The sequence below is a fragment of the Niastella soli genome (genome assembly GCF_017742245.1).
Classification (GTDB): domain Bacteria; phylum Bacteroidota; class Bacteroidia; order Chitinophagales; family Chitinophagaceae; genus Niastella; species Niastella soli.
The window spans coordinates 2,786,490-2,809,776 of sequence record NZ_JAGHKO010000001.1; the positions used below are offsets into that span (position 1 = coordinate 2,786,490).

A 23,287-nucleotide genomic window follows, 5' to 3' on the forward strand; every position below is an offset into this window, starting at 1 on the left:
TACAATTGCCTGTTTGGTATTCATAATTCACTATTCAATGATTTAAGCATTTCTAATGAAATATTACAGTTTAAATAAACAATCTCCCGACGTAGATTTTAAGGAAGCTACCATAAAAGGACAGGCGCCTGATAAGGGATTGTATTTTCCTCATACCATTCCGGTTCACGAAAAGGCATTTTTTGATAATATAGAGCAGTATAGCAACGAAGAGATCGCCTTTCGTCTTATTCAACCTTATGTAGCCGGAACTATATCCGATGCTGCTTTGCAAGGCATTGTAAAAGAGACCATCAATTTTCCGATACCCCTGGTGCAGGTGAATGACCGTGTATCTTCACTGGAGCTTTTTCACGGGCCTACACTGGCCTTTAAAGATGTGGGCGCCCGTTTTATGAGCCGTTGCCTGGGTCATTTTGCCCATGAACGCAGCGAAAAGGTAGTGGTGCTGGTAGCTACATCGGGCGATACCGGCGGGGCAGTGGCGCATGGTTTTTATGATGTGCCCGGGGTTGAAGTGGTGATCCTGTACCCATCTGGTAAAGTGAGTTCCGTGCAGGAAAAACAATTGACCACTTTAGGTAAGAATATACATGCGCTGGAAGTGACGGGTACATTTGATGATTGCCAGCAAATGGTGAAACAGGCTTTTGTTGATGAGGCGCTTACAAAAAAGATCTTTCTTACTTCGGCTAACTCCATCAATGTGGCGCGCTGGTTGCCGCAACAGTTCTATTACGTATTGGCCTGGAAACAGTGGGCCGATAAAAAGAACCCACCGGTGATCTCAGTGCCCAGTGGGAATTTTGGAAATATCTGTGCTGGTTTGTTAGCCTATTGTTCAGGATTGCCTGTACAGCATTTTATAGCGGCCTGTAACGCCAATGCGGTTGTGCCAGCTTATTTGGCTAATGGCGATTATCAACCGAAAAAAGCCATTGCTACCATTTCCAATGCCATGGATGTGGGCAATCCCAGCAATTTTGTACGTATACTGGAACTGTTTCATCATAAACTGGGTGATTTGCGTAAAGTGTTAACGGGATATAGTATTTCAGATGATGAAACAAGGGCCGTGTTAAAAGAGGTATATCAGCAATATAAATACCTGGCTGATCCGCATGGTGCTGTAGGCTACCTGGCTTTACAACGTTATTTACAACAACATGCTGATGATAAAGGGATGTTCCTGGAAACAGCTCATCCTGTAAAGTTTTATGATGTAGTGGAGCCGGTTATTGGCGAAGCGGTGCCCGTGCCTGCTGCCATACAGGACCAGCTTACACTCACTAAGCAAAGTACATTGATAGCGCCAGATTACGAGGCGTTGAAAGAAGCTTTGCTAAAGAAATATTAAAGGATGTAAGTAAGGTAGGAAGTAAGAAGCTCGCGAATTTCATATCTCCTACTTCTTACTTCTTACTTCATAAAGTTCAAAAGCAAAGAGGGTGTTTTTACAAAAACACCCTCTTTGCTTTTACAGGTTCACTTAATTATATAATTCCAGCCAGTTCGAGGCTCTTCTTTTTTAATTTACGTACTTCCACATCTTCGATCACCGCTTCTGGTGCCAGGATCAGCGACGTTTTATTTTCGCGCCACCAGCTGTTTTGCACCAGTTCGTTGAAATGCAATACCCCAACCAGGTATTTGCGATCGGTCTCTGCATGCCATTCCTCTATCCATTCAAACTTTTCTTTGGGAATGTATTTCCAGTCATCGAAGCTTACGTACACGCGCACATAAAAGTCGTTGGTAAGCTCATTGGGTTTATGATGATACAATTTCTTGTATTCGTATTTGTATTGATAACGCAGGGCCGACAGATCGCTTAATACAGCTGAGGCCGTAGGAAAGCTTCCCGCGCCTTTGCCATAAAAGAATTGTTTATCGGAAAATCCACTCTCTATAACCACCCCATTGTATTCATTCTTTACAAAAGCGAGGTGGTCTTCGTGTTTAATGAACTGGGGTAATACAAACGCCGCTACTTTACCATTTTCCAGTTTTTTAGCCTGGGCCACCAGTTTAATATCGTAATGTTTTTCAGAAGCTACAGAGGCGTCGCCAGCCTGAATGTTCTGAATACCGTTAAACACCAGGGCATCTGGTGGTATAACTATTCCGTATGCATGGGTAAGCAGGAAATTCCATTTATTGGCAGCATCAAAACCTTCCACATCAAGGGTAGGATCAGATTCTGCAAAACCTAATTGTTGCGCCAGTAACAAGGCCTGCTGAAAATCCAACTTGTCTTCAAACATTTTAGTAAGAATGAAGTTGGTAGAACCGTTAACAATGGCTTTTATTGAGTGTAACAGGTCGTTGTCATAATATTCTTCCAGGTTGCGGATAACAGGAATAGAAGCGCAGGCAGCCGCTTCGTACAGGAACGAGCGTTCGGTTGTTTTTTGCAGACCAAGCAATTCGGGTAAATGCTCAGCGATCATTTTCTTGCTGGCGCTCACTACATCTTTGCCATTCTTTAATGCGGTAGAAACGATTTCAAAGGCAGGCTCAGATTCATTGATCACTTCCACGATCACATTGATCTCAGGATCATTCAGCAGTTCATCTTTATCGGTGGTGAATAATGAGTCGGGGGCATTGCGTTTTTTTCCGGGGTTCTTTATACAGACCTTTTTTATAGAGGCCTTCAGTGAAGGGGTTTGTTGCAATACTTTGTACAAACCTTCACCTACTACACCAAAACCAAATAAACCAATTGTGAGTGACTTGTGTGCGTCCATATGATGACTAATTTGCAATTTTTATTTTATAATAATGTAGTTACTGTTTTGTTGCTATTGTTTACATTTCCACTGACCATTCGTCTTCGACAATTTGCCAGTCGTTGAACTGTTCTTTACCACCACGTATTTTCCAGTCAGAATCGATTGTCAGTTTTGAACTGATGCCGCCGCGTGGGTTGCAAACCATTACCAGTCGCAAACGGGAAGGCTCATACACAGCCACCAGATCATCATATATAATGTTGATCAGTCTTTCATATGATACTACAATGTTGCGTAACTGGAAAACGTAATGCTTCAATGACTTTAATTCTATAATTTTTTTTCCTGGGTAAAATGTACAGTAAATGACGGCGAAGTCGGGTTGCTCTTTTACGCCCAGGAAAGTGAACTCGGGAATTTTGATCTTGATCTCGTATGCCTGGTCGGTAGGGTTGGGTATAGGTTTCAGGATACTGCGATCAATATCTTTATATGTTTTAACAGATTCCCGGGTTGTTTGTTCAGACATGGCTTTGTGTTTAATAAATTGTTTAACAATGGCTATACTTTCCTTTTCCTTTAACAGGGAACTGCTTTACTGGCAGTGGTCTTAACAATGGTTTTTGTTTTTTCCAGGGCCTGTTGCAGGTCTTGCAGCAGGTCGCCTGCATCTTCCAACCCAATACTTAAACGGATCAGGCTATCAGTAACGCCAGCGGCGCGGCGTTTTTCGGCTGGAATGGTTTTATGGGTCATGCTGGCGGGGTGGCTAACCAGGCTTTTGATACCGCCCAGGCTTTCGGCCAGTTTGAATAATTGGGTGCTGGTAACAAACGCGGTAGCGGCATCGGCACTATCCTGTTTAAGTGTAAAAGAAACAATACCGCCAAACCCCTTGCTTTGTTTTTGGGCAATGGCATGGTTGGGATGATCTTTCAACCCGGGATAATATACTTTATCAACTGCCGGATGTTGTTGCAGGAACTCCGCTACTTCCTGTGCGCTGCGACAGTGTTGTTGAACCCGCAGGTGTAATGTTTCAATACCGCGGATCACCAGCCAGCTATCGAAGGGGGCGAGAATGGCCCCGCAGGCGTTTTGATAGAACTTCAATTTATCACCCAGTTCTTTTTCTTTGGTAACTACCAAACCAGCTATAAGATCGCTATGACCGCCCAGGTATTTGGTGGCAGAGTGCACTACAATATCAGCTCCCAGCAAAAGAGGTTGTTGTAAGGCGGGTGAAGCAAAAGTGTTATCCACGCAAAGTAAACAGTGGTTGGCTTTCGCGATTTGTGCAATGGCTTCAATGTCACTGATCTTTAATGTGGGATTGGTTGGTGTTTCCAGCCAAATGAGTTTGGTATTGGGGGTGATGGCGTTGAATACTTTTTCAGGATCAGTAGTATCAACGAAATTAATGGTAACACCAAATTGCTGATACACCTGGGTAAATAACCGGTATGCACCACCGTAAATATCATCAACGGCTACAATTTCATCGCCGGGACGTAATAACTTGGCTACGGCATCAATAGCGGCCAGTCCGCTTGAGAAAGCAATACCTACCTGTCCGCCTTCCAATTGTGCGATGAGGCTTTCCAATGTAGCCCTGGTGGGGTTATTGGTTCGTGCATAATCATAACCTTTGTTAACCCCAGGAGCTTCCTGTACAAAGGTGGATGTTTGATAAATAGGTACAGAAACGGCGCCGGTCAATGGATCAACAGGAATGCTGTGAATGAGTTGTGTTGTCGCTTGCATGATAAACATTTTTTTTGCTGCAGTTTGTACCAGGTACATACCATGGATTGCAGCGTTTGATTAATTTGTTTAGACAGTTGTTCGCGGCAGCACTTATCAAGAGGAGTTCTTACAGGAGGAGATGATTTGTTAATTATGTACAGATCTCGATTCTTCGACTGCGTTCAGAACGCTCAATCTGTAGGAGTGGTCCTTCGATCCTTTGACTACGCTCAGGACCTTAATAAAAACAAAAAAGCTCTTCCGTAAGTCAGAAGAGCTTTCAATATGTTGAAATTCAGTATTGTAGAAGCTTTTATCTGACTTATCTGTCCCGCCTTCCGCAGGATGGAGTTGGCACCTTACAGCGGTTTTTTCAAACCAGCATGCAGGTTGTCAAGGCTTCATTGGGCCATTTCCCTCAGCCTTTCTTGATAAGCGATGTGTAAAGAACTGGTGCAAAGATAATGACGGAATTCAAAATGTCAAATTTCTTTTTCAAGCGCGTCTTTAGAATTTATAGCCCACTGAAATTCCGAAGCCGGTATTTTTAGCTTGTGATCTTATTGTATTTGCATTTAAGCCAACCTCAGATTTGATTTTTGAATTTATATCTCTCAGGCCTAATTGAGCGTTCAGTTGTACTGATATTTTCTTTGTAAATTCATAACCGAATAACAAGTTGACACCTACGTCCAACCGGCGGGCATAATAAGTTACCTCCCAGTTGGACATTGTTGAATTAAAACCTGTAGTTTCTTTTTCAAATCTGACTTTACCAACACTATCCCTGCTTTTTACATTACCACCTATTGCATAAGCTACATAAGGTCCCGCACCCAATAACAACTTACCAGGCCCTATGGATGGCTTATATAACACATTAATGGGTATTTCAAGATAAGAGAGGCCTAATTTAAATTCCTTCCGTGTATATATATTGAATTCCTGTTGAGTTCCTTTCGTACTGAACAATATACCGGTTTGAACATGGAGATCAGACACAGCATGTATTTCAGCAATAACACCAACATGGAAGCCTGTTCTGAGGTCATACTTAATCTTATCGCCATTACCGTATTTGGCATCGAGCGTTTGCAGGTTTATGCCAGCTCTCAGGCCAAAAGACACCTGCGCATTGGTGTTGAACGCAAAAATCGTAGTGGCAAGAACAAGTGCAAAAACTTTTGATTTCATGGTTAAGTGTGGTCTTTTAGTGTAGATAAAATAAAAAAAGCTGACTCATAATGAGACAGCTTTTTTATTATGTATGATTATACTCAATTATTTAAAGCGATACCCTGCAGATATACCAAAGCCGGTGTTTTTAGTTTTTCCACTATTGTTGAAACCTTCCACCTTTGTAGCAATATTGGCCAGACCCAGGCCTGCATTGAGTTGGAATGACAATTTGCTGCTGAGTTCATAACCTGCCAGGAAGTTAACACCAAAGTCCATGCGTCTTACATAAGCACTTCCCGCGTATTCACTCTGAGTTACTTTGTGCGCAAATTTAAATTGAGCTTTATCGCCATTGGCGTTTGTATAAGAACCACCTACTGCAAAGGCGAGGTATGGACCAAAACCCAGTAATAATTTGCCATCGCCCAATTCGGGTTTGAACAGGAGGTTAATGGGTATTTCGAGATAAGACAAACTTATTTTTGCTTTCCGGTAAGTTTTATCTTTTGCTCCTTTGGTAGCGAACAACAATCCTGGTTGTATATAAACTTCTTCTGTAACAGGAATTTCTGCGTTGAAGCCCAGGTTAATGCCAAATTTCATCTTGTTATCGTATTTATGGTCATCGTCATATTGTCCATTGATGTTCTGAAGACCAAAACCAGCCCGTGCACCAAAGGTGGTACTTTGTGCTTTAGCGCCAATTGCAAATACGGTAGTAAACAGTGCGATCAAGAGTACATTTGATTTCATAAAATAGTTGATGTGGTTTTTACTAGTGAGAATAAGAACATGAATTTTTTAATAATGTGTCCTAAAAAAACTCGGTAATTAACGTAACAGGTACATTAAAATTGCATAAGGGTTTTTATGTAAATTGGAAAAATTCATATAATAAAAAAGCTGCCTCAAAATGAGACAGCCTTTTAGTTATAATGTATCTGTTATACTTTATACATTAATTAGAAGCGGTATCCAACTGAAAAACCGAAACCGGTATTTTTAGTTTTAGCTTCAGGTTTTTTGCCATCAACTTTTGGCTCCAGGTTGCTCATACCTAATTGAGCATTTAACTGGAAAGATAATTTGCTGCTTAACTCATAACCAGCCAGCAAATTACCACCGAAATCCACACGTTTAAGAGTTGGTTTCAGGTTAGTTGATTTTACATCATTTTCAAATTCAATGTCTACATCGTTACTGCCTTGTTTAACTTTTCCACCTACAGCAATACCAACGTAAGGACCAAAACCCAGTAACAGTTTGCCAGCACCTAATTCAGGTTTGAACAACAGGTTAATGGGCACTTCAAGATAAGAAAGGTTTAATTTAATATCATCTGTGTTTGCTACTTCCTGTTTAGCACCTTTTGTGCTGAACAACAAACCGGGTTGTACATAAAACTGAGGTGCAAGAGGAATTTCAGCATTTACACCAATGTTAAAACCAGTTTTCATTTTGTAGTCATAATCATGACCAGCTCCGTCATCGCCATTGATGTTTTGGAAGTTAACGCCAGCACGTACACCAAAGGTAGTCTTATCTTGAGCTTTAGCGCCTAATGCAAATACGGTAGTGGTCAGTGCGAATAACAGTACTTTTGTTTTCATGTTTCTAATAGAGTTGAAGGTTATTTTAAAAATGTACTAACGGTTAGACAGAATAGCTTATTGTTTAGCTGCTTCTTTCTTCGCGTCTTCTTTCATTTTTGCGTTTGCAGTGATCAGGAAGTTAACACGACGGTTCTGTGCACGGCCATCTTCTGTGTCGTTTGAGGCAACAGGTGCAGTTTCGCCATAACCTTTTGTTCTGATACGGCTGGAAGCAACACCTTTGCTTTTCAAATAAGTAGCAACTGAAGAAGCTCTTTTTTCAGATAACGTCATGTTATAATCATCTGCTCCTTTGCTGTCAGTATGTCCCTGGATCTCAATATCAGTATCAGGATACTCTTTTAAAACAAGCGCCAGTTTATCAAGATTTGATGAAGCGGTTGAGTTCAAAGTAGATTGGTTGAAACCGAACAATATTTTTTCGCTGAATTCAACATTGATACCTTCTCCAACGCGATCAACTTTAACACCTGGTACTTTGTTCTCAATTTCTTTTGCTTGTTTGTCCATTTTGTGACCGATAACAGCGCCGGTTGCGCCACCTACAGCAGCACCAATTACAGCTCCCATTGCGGTATTACCAGCAACTTTACCAATTACAGCACCTATGGCGCCACCGCCTGCAGTTCCGATAATAGCTCCTTTTGTGGTTTTGTTCATGCTCTTACAGCCGGCTAAAATTATAGCCACCGCTGCAATACTTGTAAGGGTCTTTTGGATTGATCTCATATTATATTGTTTTAGTAAAGACTTGATTTTTACAGTACACAGCTTTCAAATTATATACCATAATATTGATTATAAGCTATTTACTTGAAAATGAGGCGCAAATATCTTAAAGGTTTATCAACTTTCCTACTGTTTTTTTGTTGTATAACATTGACAATTTATTTAGTAATATCGCGCGGGTGATGTAAATTCCGGCACAAATATAAAAGGCGAACTTATTTTATGGCAGATGTGAAAGTTAAAAAACCTTTACAATCAAAAGATGAGCAAATAACCGGTGTTGAAACAGATGAAGCGATACATGTTTTTGGAGCGCGGGTTCACAATCTTAAGAATATTGACATTAGTATTCCTAAAAATAAGCTGGTTGTAATAACAGGTATTAGTGGTAGTGGTAAATCATCACTGGCATTTGATACTATTTATGCAGAAGGCCAACGTCGTTACATGGAAAGCTTTGGCGCTTATGCCCGGCAATTCATTGGCGATATGGAACGTCCTGATGTTGATAAGATCACGGGTCTTTCTCCAGTCATTTCCATTGAACAAAAGACAACGAATAAGAATCCGCGTTCAACTGTTGGTACCATTACAGAAGTATATGATTTTCTCCGTTTATTGTATGCTCGTGTTGGGGAAGCGTACAGCTACAACACGGGGAAAAAAATGGTCAAGTTCAGTGAGGAAGAGATCGTTGATAATATTTACAAAAAATTTAAGGGAAAAAAGATAACATTATTGTCGCCATTGGTGCGTGGCCGTAAAGGCCACTACCGCGAGTTGTTTGAAGATATTCGCAAAAAAGGTTACCTGAAAGTACGTGTAGATGGTGAAGTTAAAGACCTTGCTCCCAAAATGCAGGTTGACCGGTATAAGATACATGATATAGAAGTGGTGATCGATCGCATGGCGGTAACTGATGATATGAAAGTTCGGTTGAGCCAAAGTGTACAGAAGACCCTGCAAATGGGTAAAGAGCTAATGTTCCTGTTAGTACACGATGCAGCCACCAATGGAAAAAGCAAAACCCCTGCAGAATTGCTGGTTCAATATAGCCGGCAACTGATGTGTGAAGATACCGGCATCAGTTACGAAGAACCTTCGCCAAACAGCTTCTCTTTTAATAGTCCATATGGCGCTTGCCCTACCTGTAAAGGATTGGGCAATGTATACCAGATAAGCATGGACGCTGTTATGCCCGATACTTCTTTAAGTATTAATGACGGTGGTATTGCACCACTGGGTGAAGAAAGGGATAACTATGTTTTCAGCCAGGTACAAAGGCTGGCAAAAAAACACAAGTTCAGTCTGGATGTTCCATTGAAAGAAATGCCGAAAAAAGCATTGAATCTGATATTGTATGGTAACGAGAACGGATCGGAAGAAGAACACCTGGATTTTGATACCATTGGTCCCGATGCGAAATTATACACAGAAGAATTTGAGGGAGTAGTACCGCAACTAAAAAGATGGTTTGCTGCCAGCTCAAGTGATGCCATACGTCAATGGACTGAACAGTTCATGGAATTAAAAACCTGTACTACCTGTAATGGTGCCCGGCTTAAAAAAGAAAGCCTGTGGTTTAAGGTAGATGAAAAAAATATCTCAGAGCTAAGCGAGCTGAACCTCGATAAATTAATTTTGTGGTTCAAGGGAATTGAAAAAAGACTGTCGAACAAGCAGAATGTTATTGCAAAAGATGTATTGAAAGAAATACGTGAGCGTTTACAGTTCCTGCTCGATGTAGGGTTGAATTATCTTACGCTTAATCGCTCATCGCGTACGCTTAGTGGCGGCGAGTCGCAACGTATTCGTTTGGCAACACAGATCGGCTCCCAATTACAGGGCATTACCTATATATTGGATGAACCAAGCATTGGTTTGCACCAGCGCGATAATATGCGTCTGATAGAAGCGCTGAAAAATCTTCGTAATATCGGCAATAGTGTACTGGTGGTTGAGCATGATAAGGATATTATGATGGCAGCGGATCACCTGGTTGATATTGGTCCCAAAGCCGGGTTTCATGGAGGAAGGGTTGTAGCGCAGGGAGAACCTTATGCTTTGTTGAAACTGGATACCCTTACTTCTGCTTACCTGAACGGGAAACGAGAAATAGCAGTGCCTAAAGAGCGGAGAAAGGGCAATGGGAAAGTGCTTGAATTAATTGGCGCCAATGGCAATAACCTGCAAAAGGTGACAGCCAAATTTCCGCTCGGTAAATTGATCGTCGCAACCGGTGTAAGCGGCAGTGGAAAATCAACGCTCATCATTGAGACGCTGTATCCTATTCTCAGCAAACATGCTTATAACTCAAAAATGACGCCGCTTGAATATAAAAATATCAAGGGGCTTGAGCATATAGATAAAGTAATTGAAATTGACCAGAGCCCAATTGGCCGCACACCACGCAGCAACCCGGCTACCTATTGTGGCTTCTTCACAGATATAAGGACCTTGTTTGCATCAGTTCCTGAGGCCAAGATCCGGGGTTATAATGCCGGTCGCTTTTCCTTTAATGTAAAAAGCGGCCGTTGTGATGTTTGTGAAGGTGGTGGTATGCGTGTAATAGAAATGAATTTCCTGCCCGATGTATATGTGCACTGCGAAAAATGCCAGGGTAAACGGTATAACCGCGAAACACTGGAGATCAGGTATAAGGGGAAAAGCATCAGTGATGTACTGGATATGACGGTTGATGATGCCGTTGAATTTTTTCAGAATGTGCCTTACCTGTACCGTAAAATAAAAGTGTTGCAAGAAGTAGGGCTGGGATACATAACTCTTGGACAAAGCGCGGTCACTTTAAGCGGGGGAGAGGCTCAGCGGGTTAAACTGGCGACCGAGTTAGGAAAAAAAGATACCGGTAAAACGTTTTATATATTAGATGAACCTACCACCGGATTGCATTTTGAAGATATTCAGCATCTGCTGGATGTATTGAATAAGCTGGTTGATCGCGGCAATACCGTGCTGGTGATAGAGCATAATATGGATGTTATTAAAGTGGCCGATCATATTATTGACCTGGGGCCTGAAGGTGGCGATGGCGGCGGACAAATACTGTTTGAAGGCACACCTGAAGACCTGTTGAAAGTTAAAGCAAGCCACACCGCTAAGTTTCTAAAAGAAGAACTGAAGAATAGCTAGCCAGGTGATAACAGGCGAACGGGTTTTCAAAAATGACTTTACTATGGAAAGAGTAATTATCGATATGGATGAGGTAATAGCCGATCCGATGGGAGCTATGATGACCTGGTATGAGAAAGCATATGGATTGCCGGTCGAGATGAGTAAGATGAAAGGATCGTGGTTACTGGGATTTCCTGAACAGCATCAGAAACTTGTACGTGAGCGCTTATATGAGCCCGGATTTTTCAGGGACCTGCCTGTGATGAAAGATAGTGTGGAGGTGTTAAAGGAAATGAATAAGCAGTATGAAATATTTATAGTGTCGGCTGCTACCGAGTTTCCCAATTCATTGAAAGACAAGTTGGATTGGTTAATGGAGCATTTCCCATTCTTTACCTGGAAGCAGCTGGTATTGTGTGGTGAAAAGCGCATGGTGTTTGGCGATCATATGATAGATGACCATGTGCGTCACCTGCAGCACTTCAATGGAAGGAAACACCTGTTTACAGCGGTGCATAATAAAGATGTAACCGGTTATGACCGTATAAATAGTTGGCAGGATGCTGCTACTATTTTCCTGCATTAATATATTCCGGCAGACATATTAAACGCCTAACACGAAACCAATGGCACCGTGTTAGGCGTTTTTGTTTTGTTGGAACAGGTATAAAATACAAATAGCCGGCAATTGTTCATCGCCGGCTACTAAGGATACTGGAACTAACCAGAAGAATTTTTAAAATCCAATAAGCAGGTGCAGGGAGTGATTAATAAAATCTTTGTGTTTCAGGGTACTTAAAAAATAGGGAACGGATCAGGTTTTGACTCAACCGGATATATGGATTTTACTAATTTCCCTGCAGCTTATTGGTTTATAAGTTGTGGTAGCAAAGAGCTTCCGTAGTTGCCTGTAACAGCAACTGATTTATTTTATTGTCACCTGTCCGTTTTCGATTCGCACATCATCGCTAAACACTTCGAACAGGTAATTGCCTTTTTCAATGTTGTCAATAACAGTCGTTTGCTTGCTTTTAATATTTGCCTGTGTAACCAGTTTACCAGTAAGGTCAAATATAAAGAGCTGGTATATTTTCCCCTCTAATCCACGCACACTAAAGAACAGAGCGCTTTGATCGTCGTTTTGAAACAACTTGATCCTGTGCTTTTTACTGGTAACTTGTTTTTGTACCAGTATGGTATCGTTTGAATAGGTGGGTATTGATAATGGACTACCGAAGGAGCTACCGGTACCTGCAAACAATATTGCTATTGAAAGCAGTACAGGTATAGTACGGATAGTAAAATTTTTTCCTACGGTCGTGTTCATGGGTTCTATTGGGCTACCCGCCGGAAGCGGGCCAAAAGTTTTCAAAAAGGGTACGGATCAACAAATATGCTGAATACGGAAAATGTAACTATTAGAATCTAACCGGACAACGGGTTGAACTATAATCGCTGCCACCACGGCCTAATCTGAAGCCTAATTTCAGGTTAATTGAAAAATAAGCATCATTATTAGTAGAGGTACCTCTTTTCATACCTGCTGTGTATGGTGTGGTAGCTCCATTGTTCCCACTCTTGTTAGCCATTCTTTCTGCCAACAAAGCTTGTGCGTTCGACATGTATTTATAAAACGTACGTCCATCAATGTAAGTAGTACTTACGTCGTCGATATAATCAGTATTGGTAGTTCTGTGTAATAATTCGAGACTGAGGTTTACTTTCTCGCTGAAGAAATATTTAGCACCTGCGCCTAAAGTATATTGAAATGCAGTGAGTTTATAATCTTTACGGCCAGGATATTCAGCAAAACCCTGTCCTTCTGTATGCAGCGGTTGCAAGTCAACCCATTCATGCGTTAAAGGGTCAGTTCCTTGTGGTTTAAAATGGAATAAACCAATACCAGCTACACCATAAGGTCTAATTCTTCCTACTACATCAGATGGATCGTCTTCGAGGAAAACGGTAGGATAAAATTCTGCTACGAGCATACCTTCAGTAATGCGCGAACGAACGTCGGAGTTACGGTATTTACGGGCTTCTTCAAGACCACCTTTCCCTTTGATGAGGGCGTCGTCACCTACCAGCGTACCTCTGTTCAATGCCAATCTGAAACCCAGCCATTCATTTGGTTGATAGCTCAGGTAAGCACCAAAGATCAATTTAGTAGCCGGAAAGTTGTTGTCTTTTACAAATTTGGTACCCCTACCTGCATTACCTCCGAGGTCACTCAAAAGGTTTGTGGGCCCAATGCTAATACCTGCTTCAAATACGGAGGAGCTTTCAGTGTACTGCCCAAAGGAAGAAATGCAAGTACCTGCACTCACCAATAGTAACAAGCTACACCTCCGTAAAGAGTGTACAATTTGTTTCATGAGAATATCAGATTTAGTTTTCAGACGGTCTGGGAAAAATATCTGGTGCTAAAATACTAAACACCAGTCACACATACAATAAACGCAGAATTGTTTGTTTTTTGTGTGCAGCGTTTAAAAAAATATCTAAATAAGTGTTTCGATCTAATATTTTCAACTGGTAACTGCTAAAAACATCTTAATGTGCTGAATACCATCTTCAAGATAGATGTCGCTACATTGTTCAAAACCTAATGAAGTGTAGAAATTACGAAGGTAAAATTGCGCTCCTATGGTAATCGTAGTTTTACCCCATGTGTCGTATGTTGTACGAATGGAATAATTCATTAGTAATTTTCCTATGCCTGCATGTCTAACTTTCGGCGAAGTTACAACACGTCCAATAGAAGGTTCGTCATAGGCAATACCTGCAGGCACTAAGCGCGTATAACCAGCCAATAGCTCATTTTGCCAACACATTACGTGTATAGATACCTGATCTTTATCATCCGCATCCAAAAAAACACAATTCTGTTCCACAACAAATACCTCACTGCGTAATTGCAAAATGGCATACAGCTCGTGGGGTGTAAGTTCGGTAAATGGTTTGTGTATAAATGTTAGCTCGTTCAAGTGATAATAGATTGTGGCTTGTGTTATATAATATAATAGGGTAGTGCAAGTAGGTTACAGTATTATGTACTAGTACCCATACTTTTCTTTCCACAGGTTCTTGAGGTATTTTCTTAGCTCTTCTTCACGGGCATTTTTACCAGGCGTGTAAAATGTGCGACCGGTAAGCGGTGGTGGCAAATATTCCTGGGTTGAAAAATTCCCTTCATACTCATGTGAGTATTTATAGCCTTTGCCGTAGTCGAGTTTTTTCATGAGACCGGTAGGCGCATTGCGAATGTGTAGTGGTACCGGCAGATCGCCGTGTTGGCGAACAGCTACCAGTGCATCGTTGATGGCCACATAAGAGGCATTGCTTTTGGGCGAAGATGCCAGGTAAATAGCGCATTGCGATAAAATTATCCGGGCCTCAGGATAACCTATTTTGTCAACGGCCTCAAAAGTGGCATTGGCCATTACTAAAGCGGTAGGATTGGCATTGCCAATATCTTCACTGGCCAGTATAAGCATGCGGCGGGCAATGAATTTTACATCTTCTCCGCCTTCAATCATCCGGGCCAACCAGTAAACGGCTCCATTTGGATCGCTGCCACGCATACTTTTAATAAAAGCAGAGATGATATCATAATGCTGTTCCCCGCTTTTATCGTACAAGGCAATTCGTTGCTGCGCAATTTCCATTACTGCCTTATCGGTAATAACAGCAGTATCGCCCAGGGTATCTGCAACCAACTCCAGCAGGTTCAATAATTTTCGGGCATCACCACCGGAAATGGTAATGAGGGCGGTTGTTTCCTGAAGCTCGATGTGCTTTTTTTGCAGTTGTACATCTTTTACTATGGCCTGCTGCAATAATTTCACCAGACTTTCTTCCTGCAATGGTTTAAGCACATATACCTGACAGCGGCTGAGCAAGGCGCTGTTCACTTCAAACGAAGGATTTTCAGTGGTTGCGCCAATGAGGGTAACAATCCCTTTTTCCACGGCGCCCAGCAGCGCATCCTGTTGTCCTTTATTAAAACGGTGTATTTCGTCGATAAATAAGATGGCCCGTTCTTTTTCTTTTGCTTCAGCAATTACTTCGCGCACTTCTTTTACCCCCGCGCTAATAGCGCTGAGGATATAAAAAGGTACCTGTAAGGTGTGGGCAATGATGTTGGCAATGGTAGTTTTGCCTGTGCCAGGCGGTCCCCATAAGATCATGGAGGGCACTTTGCCCTGGTCAATTGCTGTACGCAAAATGCTTCCTTTACCGGTAAGGTGTTCCTGTCCTGCCAGCTTATCCAACGTATTCGGGCGTAACCGTTCTGCTAATGGTGTTGCTTCCATAGTTATGGGAAGAAGAATAGCCCCTCAAGTTAGGAAAATTTTGCCTGATGGATGACGGATCAGGGAACATTCGCCTGTAGAAAAGCAACGATCCGGGTATAGGAGTCGAGCATTTTCGCTGGAGTAAAGCCATGTTGTTCGCCCGGATAAATGACCAGTTGATTGTTTACGCCGAAGGCAACAAGCTTATCCTTTAACATATTGGCCTGAGCAACCGGTACCAGCGGATCTGCATCCCCTTGCAACAGCAGCGTAGGGGGTGATTTTCCGGATACATAATTTATGGGGCTGCTGGTAGCATAGATGGCTGCATTTTGTAAAGGAGTGGCACCAATGATGCCGGCCAGCATGGAGGCTACCAATGGATTGCCAGGATGATTGTACAAATAAGCCAGGTCAGTAGGGCCAAAGTAGGAAATGATGGCCCTGGGAGTGATAAGATCTGCATGTTTGTATCCCTGTAACAAGGCCAGGTGTGCGCCTGCGCTGGCGCCTAATAAAACTATTTTTTTAGAGAATTTGTATTCGATCTGTTTATTCAATAAAAATGCTACTGCGGCACTGATGTCCTCTTCCTGAGCGGGGAATGTATTTTGTCCGTTGTTCGATAACCGATAGTTCACGTTGGCCAGCGCATAACCAGGCAACAGCTTTTTTATATCGTCGATGATAAAATCTGATTTGTCGCCTTCAATCCAGGCGCCCCCGTGTATCAGTATTAATAATTTTGTATTGACGGTATCGCGGTTGGCGGGCAGATAAACATCCATTTTTTGCTTTGCATCATTACCGTACGAAACATCAATGGCTGTTTTTTCTGCGTTGCTATTGTCGTTGTTTTCTTTTTTACAGGCAATAACCAGGAAGATCAGGCTTAGGAAAAGGAGTCGTCGCATAATTAAATATAACGAATTATGGCTTTTGGTCAAACTCGTTATACCAGGTATTGACGGTGTTTTCGTAGATAAGCCGCCGTAACTTATACATACCGGTCAAAAAGACAAAATGTATGATGAAAATAAACCATGAGATCGAGAACAGGGCGGTGCCATATAGCCAGGCAGCTTTGCTTGCATTAAAAGTGCCCATATCAAATACAAATTGTATCATCCACCAGTTGTTTACGATCTGGGCAAACAGAAAGGCGATCAATATAAAGTTAATGAGGAATAAGATATTGAACCAACGCTTTTGTTTGGGTGAAAGCGGCACATCGGGATAATTGTAGTTCAGCATGGAGAGGCCATGGTAAACAAAAATGAACACCAGGGCATATGCGATGATATTAATAATACCAACCAGTGCATTGGCCTGGGAAAATAGCACGCGCAATGACAACATTGCTTTAAAGGCTACCAGTATTAATTGTACGATGCAAATGGTACGAAATGCTTTCCAGAGCGTAGTGAGTCCTTTCATCCCCATAAATTTTTAAGGCCCCCCGTTTATGCGGGAGGCCTTAAAATACTTCAAAAAAAGGTTATTGCAAATTCAACTTTATTTGTAATTCATCGAATTGTTTTTGATCGATGGCGCTAGGGGCATCGAGCATAACGTCGCGGCCACTGTTGTTTTTGGGGAAGGCAATAAAATCGCGAATGCTTTCGCTGCCGCCCATAATAGCGCACAACCGGTCGAACCCAAAAGCAATACCACCATGTGGGGGCGCGCCATATTCAAAAGCGCCGAGCAGGAAGCCAAATTTGTGCATGGCTTCTTCCTGGCTCATTCCTAATGCAGCGAACATTTTTTCCTGCAGGTCGCGCTGGAAGATCCGGATGGAACCACCACCAATTTCGTTACCATTCAACACCATGTCATATGCATTGGCTTTGATGTTAGCGTATGGGTGTTTCAGGTATTCAGCCGCATTTTCAATAACAGGGCTGTTTTTGATCATTAAGTCAATTTGATCAGGTTTGGGTGACGTGAACGGGTGGTGACGCGCTACCCAGCGATTTTCGTCTTCTGCGTATTCAAACAGCGGGAAGTCGAGTACCCACAGTAATTTAAATTCATCTTTTTTGCGCATGCCCAGGCGTTCACCCATTTCGAGGCGCAGTTCGCTGATGGCTTTGCGGGTCCTTTCTTCCGCTCCTGCCAGGATGAGCACGAGGTCGCCGGCTTTGGCGCCTGCTGCATTGGCAATAGCCTTCAGTTTATCTTCTGTAAAAAATTTATCAACACTGCTTTTATAGGTGCCGTCGGCATTACATTTAATGAATACCAGACCCTGCATACCAATTTGCGGGCGTTTAACCCATTCGGTAAGCTCATCTGTTTGTTTGCGGGTGTATTCGGCGCAGCCAGGTACAGCTATGGCCACTACGGTTTCTGCGTCATTGAACACTTTAAAATCGGCACCGGCAATTAATTCACCTGCGGCTGGCAGTTTGCCATCTTTGTTGAAGGCTGATTTTATATTGAGCAACTGCATGCCGAAACGAATGTCGGGTTTGTCGTTTCCATATTGCCACATGGCATTTTCCCAGGTCATGCGCTGCACTTTTTCGGTGATTTCAAGACCTTTTACTGCTTTGAAGATGTGTTTGATCATGCCTTCGAACATGTTCAGGATATCTTCCTGCTCTACAAAGCTCATTTCACAGTCAATCTGGGTGAACTCTGGCTGACGGTCAGCGCGCAGGTCCTCATCGCGGAAACATTTTACAACCTGGTAATACCGGTCGTAGCCACTCACCATCAACAATTGTTTAAAAGTTTGTGGTGATTGCGGTAAAGCATAAAACTGACCAGGGTTCATGCGGGAAGGAACCACAAAGTCGCGGGCTCCTTCGGGGGTTGATTTAATAAGAAAGGGGGTTTCGATATCCATGAAATGGTTATCATGGAGGTAATTGCGGGCGGCCCGGTTAACGGAATACCGTAATTCCAGGTTCTTTTTTACCAGGTTCCGGCGCAGGTCGAGATAACGGAATTTCATGCGCAGGTCATCGCCGCCATCGGTATCATCCTGAATGGTGAAGGGCGGCGTGGCTGATTTATTAAGAATGGTAAAAGAAGTTATTTTGATCTCAATATCGCCGGTAGGAATGTTGGGGTTCTTATTGCTGCGTTCATTTACCACACCTATGGCCTGTATTACAAATTCGCGACCCAAGGGCTGCTGATCGAGCTGACTGTTCAATTCTTCACCCAGTAACAGCTGGGTAATGCCATAACGGTCTCTCAGGTCGATAAACGTGATACTACCAAACTTTCTAATGGTTTGCACCCAGCCGGCAAGCGTTACCTGTTGCCCCTGATGTGTCATCCGTAATTCTCCACAGGTATGAGTTCTATACATTCCTATAATATTTAAATAATCTGATAAGCTTAGTTATACCCCCGCGATTTGGGGCGGGTGGCAAAGGTAATTCAAAACGACTGCTTTCCTGCTTCCCAAAAGGGGGAAATCAATTTCGTAACGGTTGATTTTCAAATTCAGGCAAAATATAGATAAAAAACGTAATTTCTCTTATGAACTTTAACAGAAGGTCATTTTAATACCTGTCAGCCTACTACCCAATGTTGGGTATTTTTTACTATTTTTCTGCCGGAATTACCAATATCAAGTAATGACATCCGGAATTATTTTTTTGCTGATTGTAGTGATTATAGGCGGCTCTTCTTTTGCCCATTATCTGCGTAACTGGTACCTGGCCCAAAAAGTAAAAGAACAGTACGATAACAAACACAATGCGTATGATGCAATCTTGCAGCAATACATTCCCTATTACCGGAATTTAGATGCGGCCCTGCGGGACCGCTTTTTGAAAAGGACCCTTATTTTCAGGGCTACCAAACATTTTGAGTTTGTTGAAATGGAGGAAGAGGACCATATGTCGCTCCTCATCAGTGCTGCCGCCGTGCAGCTTACTTTTGGTTTACAGCATTTTCTTATGGACCACTTTCACAAGATCTATATCATGAAACGGGATTATCACTATGGTTTGTTCAATGTGCCTTTCCAGGGCCATGTGAGCGAGGATGGTATTTACCTGTCGTGGAATAATTTTTTGAACTCATATGCGAACTATTCCGATGGTGATAATGTTGGATTACATGAAATGGCGCATGCACTGGCCTATGTAAATTTTCCTGAACATGAACATGCGGGGGAAGATGAAGGGTTTCAGTACCGATGGTTTAAAGCATTCACTAACACCGGCCGGGAAGTGTTCAACCGCATGCAGGCAGGGGAAATGAACCTGCTGGGAAGTTACGCTGCCACCAATTACCAGGAATTCTGGGCGGTTTGTGTGGAAAATTTTTTCGAACGACCTTCCTCATTTAAAATACAACTGCCTGAATTATACGATGCTATATGCAAATTGCTGAACCAGGACCTATTAAAACAGGGAATTTTTCTGGAACCGGTTAACGATAATTACAGCGAGTACTAATAGAACAATAATTTTACAGGCAGGCTCTTTCTTTTTTAAAATTTTCTTTATACATTGTAGCCTGATAGAACTCTCGAACGATCATACCCCTTTATTGTAATTGCCATATCTCCCCAAGGATCCCTGAAAGCCGTACTCTGATCCATCTTCTCTATTTGAAAACCACTGTTCGTTGATCTGATCCCGTCAAGTCAATTACGAAAAATAGAGCCCTTATGGAGATTTTGATCATTTTTCTGGTGGTCTTCGGCATCATTGTATTGCAAAGCCCCGTAATAAAATGGTACAATTACCTGTACGAAAAGAGACAGTATAAGTTGTTTCTGGCACAGGAAACCTTTTATCATGCCATTGTTGCCCAACACCTGAAATATTACAACCGACTAAGCGTAGATGACCAGCACAAATTCCTCTTCAGAGCTTACCTGTTCAAAAAAGCAAAAAAATTCCATTATATAGAAGTGGAAGAACGTGCTGAAATGCCCATTCTCATTAGTGCCGTGGCTGTTCAATTAACATTCAAACTGGACAAGTACCTGTTTAATTTTTTCAGGGACATCTATGTACTGAAAGACGATTATCATTACGGTTTTTATTCGCGCCCATTTGAAGGACATGTTGATCACAGCGGTATTTATTTGTCGTGGGACAAATTTATTAAAGGCGTTAAGGGACTTACGCCAAGCTGGAATATGGGTTTACATGAAATGGGGCATGCGTTGGCCTATGTAAATTTCATTTCCCAAACGGAGGAAGACAAGCATTTTAAAAAGGAGTTCAAGAATTTTTCTAAAGTGGCCCGCCCTATTTTCGAGAGCATGCAACACGGCGCCCGGAATTTATTGGGCGATTATGCAGGTACCAATTACCACGAATTCTGGGCCGTGAGTGTGGAGGTTTTTTTTGAAAATCCTGTTCGTATGCGGCATGATATGCCGGAGTTATACGCAGCGATGAGCTCCTTATTACGCCAGGACCCGATTGATATGCTAAACTTCAATAAAATGGCTGCCTAACGCACTATTCTACCTCTTTTAGCCTACGATGAGTATTTAGTGTTTTATGCCGGATGCAGTGTGATTGCTGCGTTCGGCATTTTTTTGTTTACCGTTGCCGGTAACATTTTGGTTTTGCGGGCTACTAAATTATATATAGTTTTAACCACCGGAACTATCCGCTATGAATTACCAACCTGGTTTACACATTATTGCTGAATTTTCATCCCCAAAAAAGGAATTGCTTGAAAGGTCTTCGTACATACAACAGCTATTACATAGCCAGATAAATAAATATGGATTGAATAAGCTGGGCGAAGTTTTCCATGATTTTGACCCGGCTGGGTATACCGCAGTGATCTGTCTCAGTGAATCGCATATTTCATTGCACAGCTGGCCTGAATACGACCGCATTAATATGGATATCTATTTATCCAACTACCAACAAAATAACGACCAGACAGGTCAACAGATATATGAAGAATTAATCAGATTCTTTGATGCTGAAGTTATTGCCTGTCAACAAATAAAACGTTGATACCCAACCATGAGTATAACCGGCATATTTACCTGTCCTGAGTGTCAGCGAGCAATAAACGCCAAAAATGCCCCAACCAATGTAATTGTATGTTCGCATTGTTTTGCTCCGCTTAAAAAAGCAGCTGGTGCTTTAAATGAACGGATCAATTTACTGATAACCAACGATACCAGTTCTCCCATTCAGATCGGTACCCGGGGTGTATGGAAAAGAAAGTCCTTTGAGATCATTGGCCGGGTACAATGTTTTTATGAAGATGCCCTTTTCAATAACTGGACAATGTTACTAGACGATGGCGATATTATGATGCTGGTGGAAGGCTATGGCCAGTTTGCGGTGTATGAAAAGATAGCGCTGGAAATAGCTGTTTCTTTTGCCATGGTTGCACGTATGGAATACGGATCAGACTCCATTGAACTAAATAATAACAAAAAATACTTACTCGAGCGGGAAGGTTTCTGCAAAATAATAAAAATAGAGGGCGAGGCCTGGTTGTTTGATGAAGATGGGGTGTTCAACAGCCTGGAACTGGCTAATGAAGATGGTGACCGGATTGCATTGATCGGTAGCAAAAAGAATACTGATTATAGTAGCTTCCGTATACACTACCAGTCCTTCGCTGATTTCAGGTTCCAACAACTGCGTAACCAGTCAATAGATACGGTAACCAAAGAAATTGCCTGTAAAAAATGTAGCGCAACCAACAGGCTGTATAGCTGGCCGTTTACCCGGTCATATTCCTGCGATGCCTGTGGCGCCTGTTATGAAATTAAAAACGGGGACAGCGATTTATTACGTGTTACGATGAAGTCAGACCGGCAACCCGTAATTCCTTTGCAGTCAACCGGCACCATCAGGGGAGTTGAATACCGCCTGGTTGGTTTTGCCGAAAAAGAGGATGAAGAAGGCTATAGTTGGCGGGAGTATACGTTGTTCAGCCCGGTGCAGGGATATGCCTTTTTATCGGAATTCAACGGGCACTGGATCTTTTTAAAAGAAACAGCGGATGCGCCAGTTCTTTTCAAAGCCAAAGACATTGATTTTTATTTTTCCGGAAAAATATTCAGACCCTATAACAGATACCGGTATTCATTGGTATACGCGCAGGGCGAATTCCCTGAAAAGATATTTGATAATGACCAAACCCACTGCGTAGAATATATTTATCCACCAGAAATATGGGTGCGGGAAATGCACAGTGAGGGTATTTCCTGGTATCACGGCACACACCTTTCAGGAAAGGAATTACGCACAGCGTTTCCGGGTATTTCGTTACCCTATACTATTGGTGTAGGTGCGGTGCAGTCTGCCGGCAATGTGGGTTCCACTGTCTTAAAAAGAAGCATGCTGGGCATCCTTGCGCTTTTTTTATTACTGTTCTTTATTACCATGGCGTTTAACCGCAATCAAGTAGTGTATGATAATTTCATTACGTTACCTGATAGCACCAACCTCCCCATGTTGGTTACGCAAAAATTCAAACTGGATAAATGGCGGTCGAACCTGGAGTTTGATATCTCAGCTCCTGTAAGAAATAACTGGTTCGAGGTGGGTATTACACTCGTAAACGCTGATAACGGAACCGAATATTCCATAGAGAAAGGCGTGGAAAAATATAGTGGCTATGAAGATGGCGAATCCTGGAGCGAAGGCAGTGATCAGGATGATGCCATTCTTCACTCGATACCGGCTGGTAATTATTTTTTGGAGATACAACCGGCAAGGGGTGATGCAACAGTAGACTCATTCTCCCTGCGGGTAACTTATGATGTACCCATGTGGCGCAACTTCTTTATGTTCGTCATTTTCGCTTTGCTGCCAGTGGTCGGTATATTTTTCAGAGGTGCTTATTTGGAAAGTGTGCGTTGGCAAAACAGTCCATTTACATAATAAATAAC

Annotated in this window: 21 protein-coding genes and 1 riboswitch; of the genes, 7 read left to right on the forward strand and 14 right to left on the reverse strand. The window is 42.3% G+C overall.

Annotation, left to right across the window (positions count from 1 at the left end; all coding sequences use genetic code 11):
• Positions 1 to 55 precede the first annotated feature (55 nt).
• A complete protein-coding gene (gene thrC / locus J7I42_RS11440; protein ID WP_209138914.1) occupies positions 56 to 1,357 on the forward strand; it encodes a threonine synthase in 1,302 nt (433 codons plus the stop codon).
• Between the two features lie 136 nt (positions 1,358 to 1,493).
• On the opposite strand, the gene J7I42_RS11445 is transcribed toward thrC, so the two are convergent.
• The 7 genes from J7I42_RS11445 to J7I42_RS11475 form a co-directional block, all read right to left on the reverse strand.
• The gene (locus J7I42_RS11445; protein ID WP_209138915.1) at positions 1,494 to 2,750 is read right to left on the reverse strand and encodes a homoserine dehydrogenase; all 1,257 of its coding nucleotides are present in this window, start codon (positions 2,748 to 2,750) and stop codon (positions 1,494 to 1,496) included.
• A gap of 61 nt (positions 2,751 to 2,811) precedes the next feature.
• The gene (gene queF / locus J7I42_RS11450; protein ID WP_209138916.1) at positions 2,812 to 3,264 is read right to left on the reverse strand and encodes a preQ(1) synthase; all 453 of its coding nucleotides are present in this window, start codon (positions 3,262 to 3,264) and stop codon (positions 2,812 to 2,814) included.
• A 50-nt stretch (positions 3,265 to 3,314) separates the two neighbouring features.
• Complete coding sequence (locus tag J7I42_RS11455) at positions 3,315 to 4,538, reverse strand: cystathionine gamma-synthase (RefSeq protein WP_262898106.1); 1,224 nt, start codon at positions 4,536 to 4,538, stop codon at positions 3,315 to 3,317.
• 262 nt (positions 4,539 to 4,800) lie between these two features.
• Positions 4,801 to 4,919: riboswitch (SAM riboswitch) on the reverse strand.
• 69 nt (positions 4,920 to 4,988) lie between these two features.
• Positions 4,989 to 5,675 carry a porin family protein gene (locus J7I42_RS11460; RefSeq protein ID WP_209138918.1) on the reverse strand — a complete coding sequence of 229 codons (687 nt, stop codon included), beginning with the start codon at positions 5,673 to 5,675 and terminating at the stop codon, positions 4,989 to 4,991.
• Positions 5,676 to 5,762: 87 nt separating this feature from the next.
• Positions 5,763 to 6,413: a porin family protein gene (locus J7I42_RS11465; RefSeq protein ID WP_209138919.1), complete on the reverse strand. Its 651-nt coding sequence runs from the start codon at positions 6,411 to 6,413 to the stop codon at positions 5,763 to 5,765.
• 209 nt (positions 6,414 to 6,622) lie between these two features.
• Positions 6,623 to 7,270 carry a porin family protein gene (locus J7I42_RS11470; RefSeq protein WP_209138920.1) on the reverse strand — a complete coding sequence of 216 codons (648 nt, stop codon included), beginning with the start codon at positions 7,268 to 7,270 and terminating at the stop codon, positions 6,623 to 6,625.
• Positions 7,271 to 7,327: 57 nt separating this feature from the next.
• Positions 7,328 to 8,002 carry an OmpA family protein gene (locus J7I42_RS11475; protein ID WP_209138921.1) on the reverse strand — a complete coding sequence of 225 codons (675 nt, stop codon included), beginning with the start codon at positions 8,000 to 8,002 and terminating at the stop codon, positions 7,328 to 7,330.
• 222 nt (positions 8,003 to 8,224) lie between these two features.
• On the opposite strand from J7I42_RS11475, the gene uvrA reads away from it, so the two are divergent.
• Both uvrA and J7I42_RS11485 read left to right on the forward strand, forming a co-directional pair.
• Complete coding sequence (gene uvrA, locus J7I42_RS11480; protein ID WP_209138922.1) at positions 8,225 to 11,152, forward strand: excinuclease ABC subunit UvrA; 2,928 nt, start codon at positions 8,225 to 8,227, stop codon at positions 11,150 to 11,152.
• A gap of 43 nt (positions 11,153 to 11,195) precedes the next feature.
• Positions 11,196 to 11,720 (forward strand): 5' nucleotidase, NT5C type, encoded by a 525-nt coding sequence (locus J7I42_RS11485; RefSeq protein ID WP_209138923.1) that lies wholly within the window; start codon positions 11,196 to 11,198, stop codon positions 11,718 to 11,720.
• 339 nt (positions 11,721 to 12,059) lie between these two features.
• On the opposite strand, the gene J7I42_RS11490 is transcribed toward J7I42_RS11485, so the two are convergent.
• The 7 genes from J7I42_RS11490 to aspS all read right to left on the reverse strand — a co-directional run bounded on the left by J7I42_RS11490 (position 12,060) and on the right by aspS (position 18,757).
• Positions 12,060 to 12,461, reverse strand: coding sequence for a T9SS type A sorting domain-containing protein (locus J7I42_RS11490; protein ID WP_209138924.1), 402 nt, complete (start codon positions 12,459 to 12,461; stop codon positions 12,060 to 12,062).
• A gap of 91 nt (positions 12,462 to 12,552) precedes the next feature.
• The gene (locus J7I42_RS11495) at positions 12,553 to 13,509 is read right to left on the reverse strand and encodes an outer membrane beta-barrel protein (RefSeq protein WP_209138925.1); all 957 of its coding nucleotides are present in this window, start codon (positions 13,507 to 13,509) and stop codon (positions 12,553 to 12,555) included.
• Between the two features lie 153 nt (positions 13,510 to 13,662).
• Positions 13,663 to 14,121 carry a GNAT family N-acetyltransferase gene (locus J7I42_RS11500; protein ID WP_209138926.1) on the reverse strand — a complete coding sequence of 153 codons (459 nt, stop codon included), beginning with the start codon at positions 14,119 to 14,121 and terminating at the stop codon, positions 13,663 to 13,665.
• 69 nt (positions 14,122 to 14,190) lie between these two features.
• Positions 14,191 to 15,450 carry a replication-associated recombination protein A gene (locus J7I42_RS11505; protein ID WP_209138927.1) on the reverse strand — a complete coding sequence of 420 codons (1,260 nt, stop codon included), beginning with the start codon at positions 15,448 to 15,450 and terminating at the stop codon, positions 14,191 to 14,193.
• A gap of 59 nt (positions 15,451 to 15,509) precedes the next feature.
• Positions 15,510 to 16,346: an alpha/beta hydrolase gene (locus J7I42_RS11510; protein WP_209138928.1), complete on the reverse strand. Its 837-nt coding sequence runs from the start codon at positions 16,344 to 16,346 to the stop codon at positions 15,510 to 15,512.
• Positions 16,347 to 16,362: 16 nt separating this feature from the next.
• Positions 16,363 to 16,869 (reverse strand): hypothetical protein, encoded by a 507-nt coding sequence (locus tag J7I42_RS11515; protein WP_209138929.1) that lies wholly within the window; start codon positions 16,867 to 16,869, stop codon positions 16,363 to 16,365.
• A 61-nt stretch (positions 16,870 to 16,930) separates the two neighbouring features.
• Positions 16,931 to 18,757 (reverse strand): aspartate--tRNA ligase, encoded by a 1,827-nt coding sequence (aspS, locus tag J7I42_RS11520; RefSeq protein ID WP_209138930.1) that lies wholly within the window; start codon positions 18,755 to 18,757, stop codon positions 16,931 to 16,933.
• A gap of 271 nt (positions 18,758 to 19,028) precedes the next feature.
• On the opposite strand from aspS, the gene J7I42_RS11525 reads away from it, so the two are divergent.
• The 4 genes from J7I42_RS11525 (at position 19,029) to J7I42_RS11540 (ending at position 23,279) form a co-directional block, all read left to right on the forward strand.
• Positions 19,029 to 19,856 (forward strand): zinc-dependent peptidase, encoded by an 828-nt coding sequence (locus J7I42_RS11525; protein WP_209138931.1) that lies wholly within the window; start codon positions 19,029 to 19,031, stop codon positions 19,854 to 19,856.
• Between the two features lie 215 nt (positions 19,857 to 20,071).
• Positions 20,072 to 20,872, forward strand: coding sequence for a zinc-dependent peptidase (locus tag J7I42_RS11530; RefSeq protein WP_209138932.1), 801 nt, complete (start codon positions 20,072 to 20,074; stop codon positions 20,870 to 20,872).
• Between the two features lie 163 nt (positions 20,873 to 21,035).
• Complete coding sequence (locus J7I42_RS11535) at positions 21,036 to 21,389, forward strand: S-adenosylmethionine decarboxylase family protein (RefSeq protein ID WP_209138933.1); 354 nt, start codon at positions 21,036 to 21,038, stop codon at positions 21,387 to 21,389.
• Between the two features lie 9 nt (positions 21,390 to 21,398).
• Positions 21,399 to 23,279: a DUF4178 domain-containing protein gene (locus J7I42_RS11540; RefSeq protein ID WP_209138934.1), complete on the forward strand. Its 1,881-nt coding sequence runs from the start codon at positions 21,399 to 21,401 to the stop codon at positions 23,277 to 23,279.
• Positions 23,280 to 23,287: the final 8 nt, after the last annotated feature.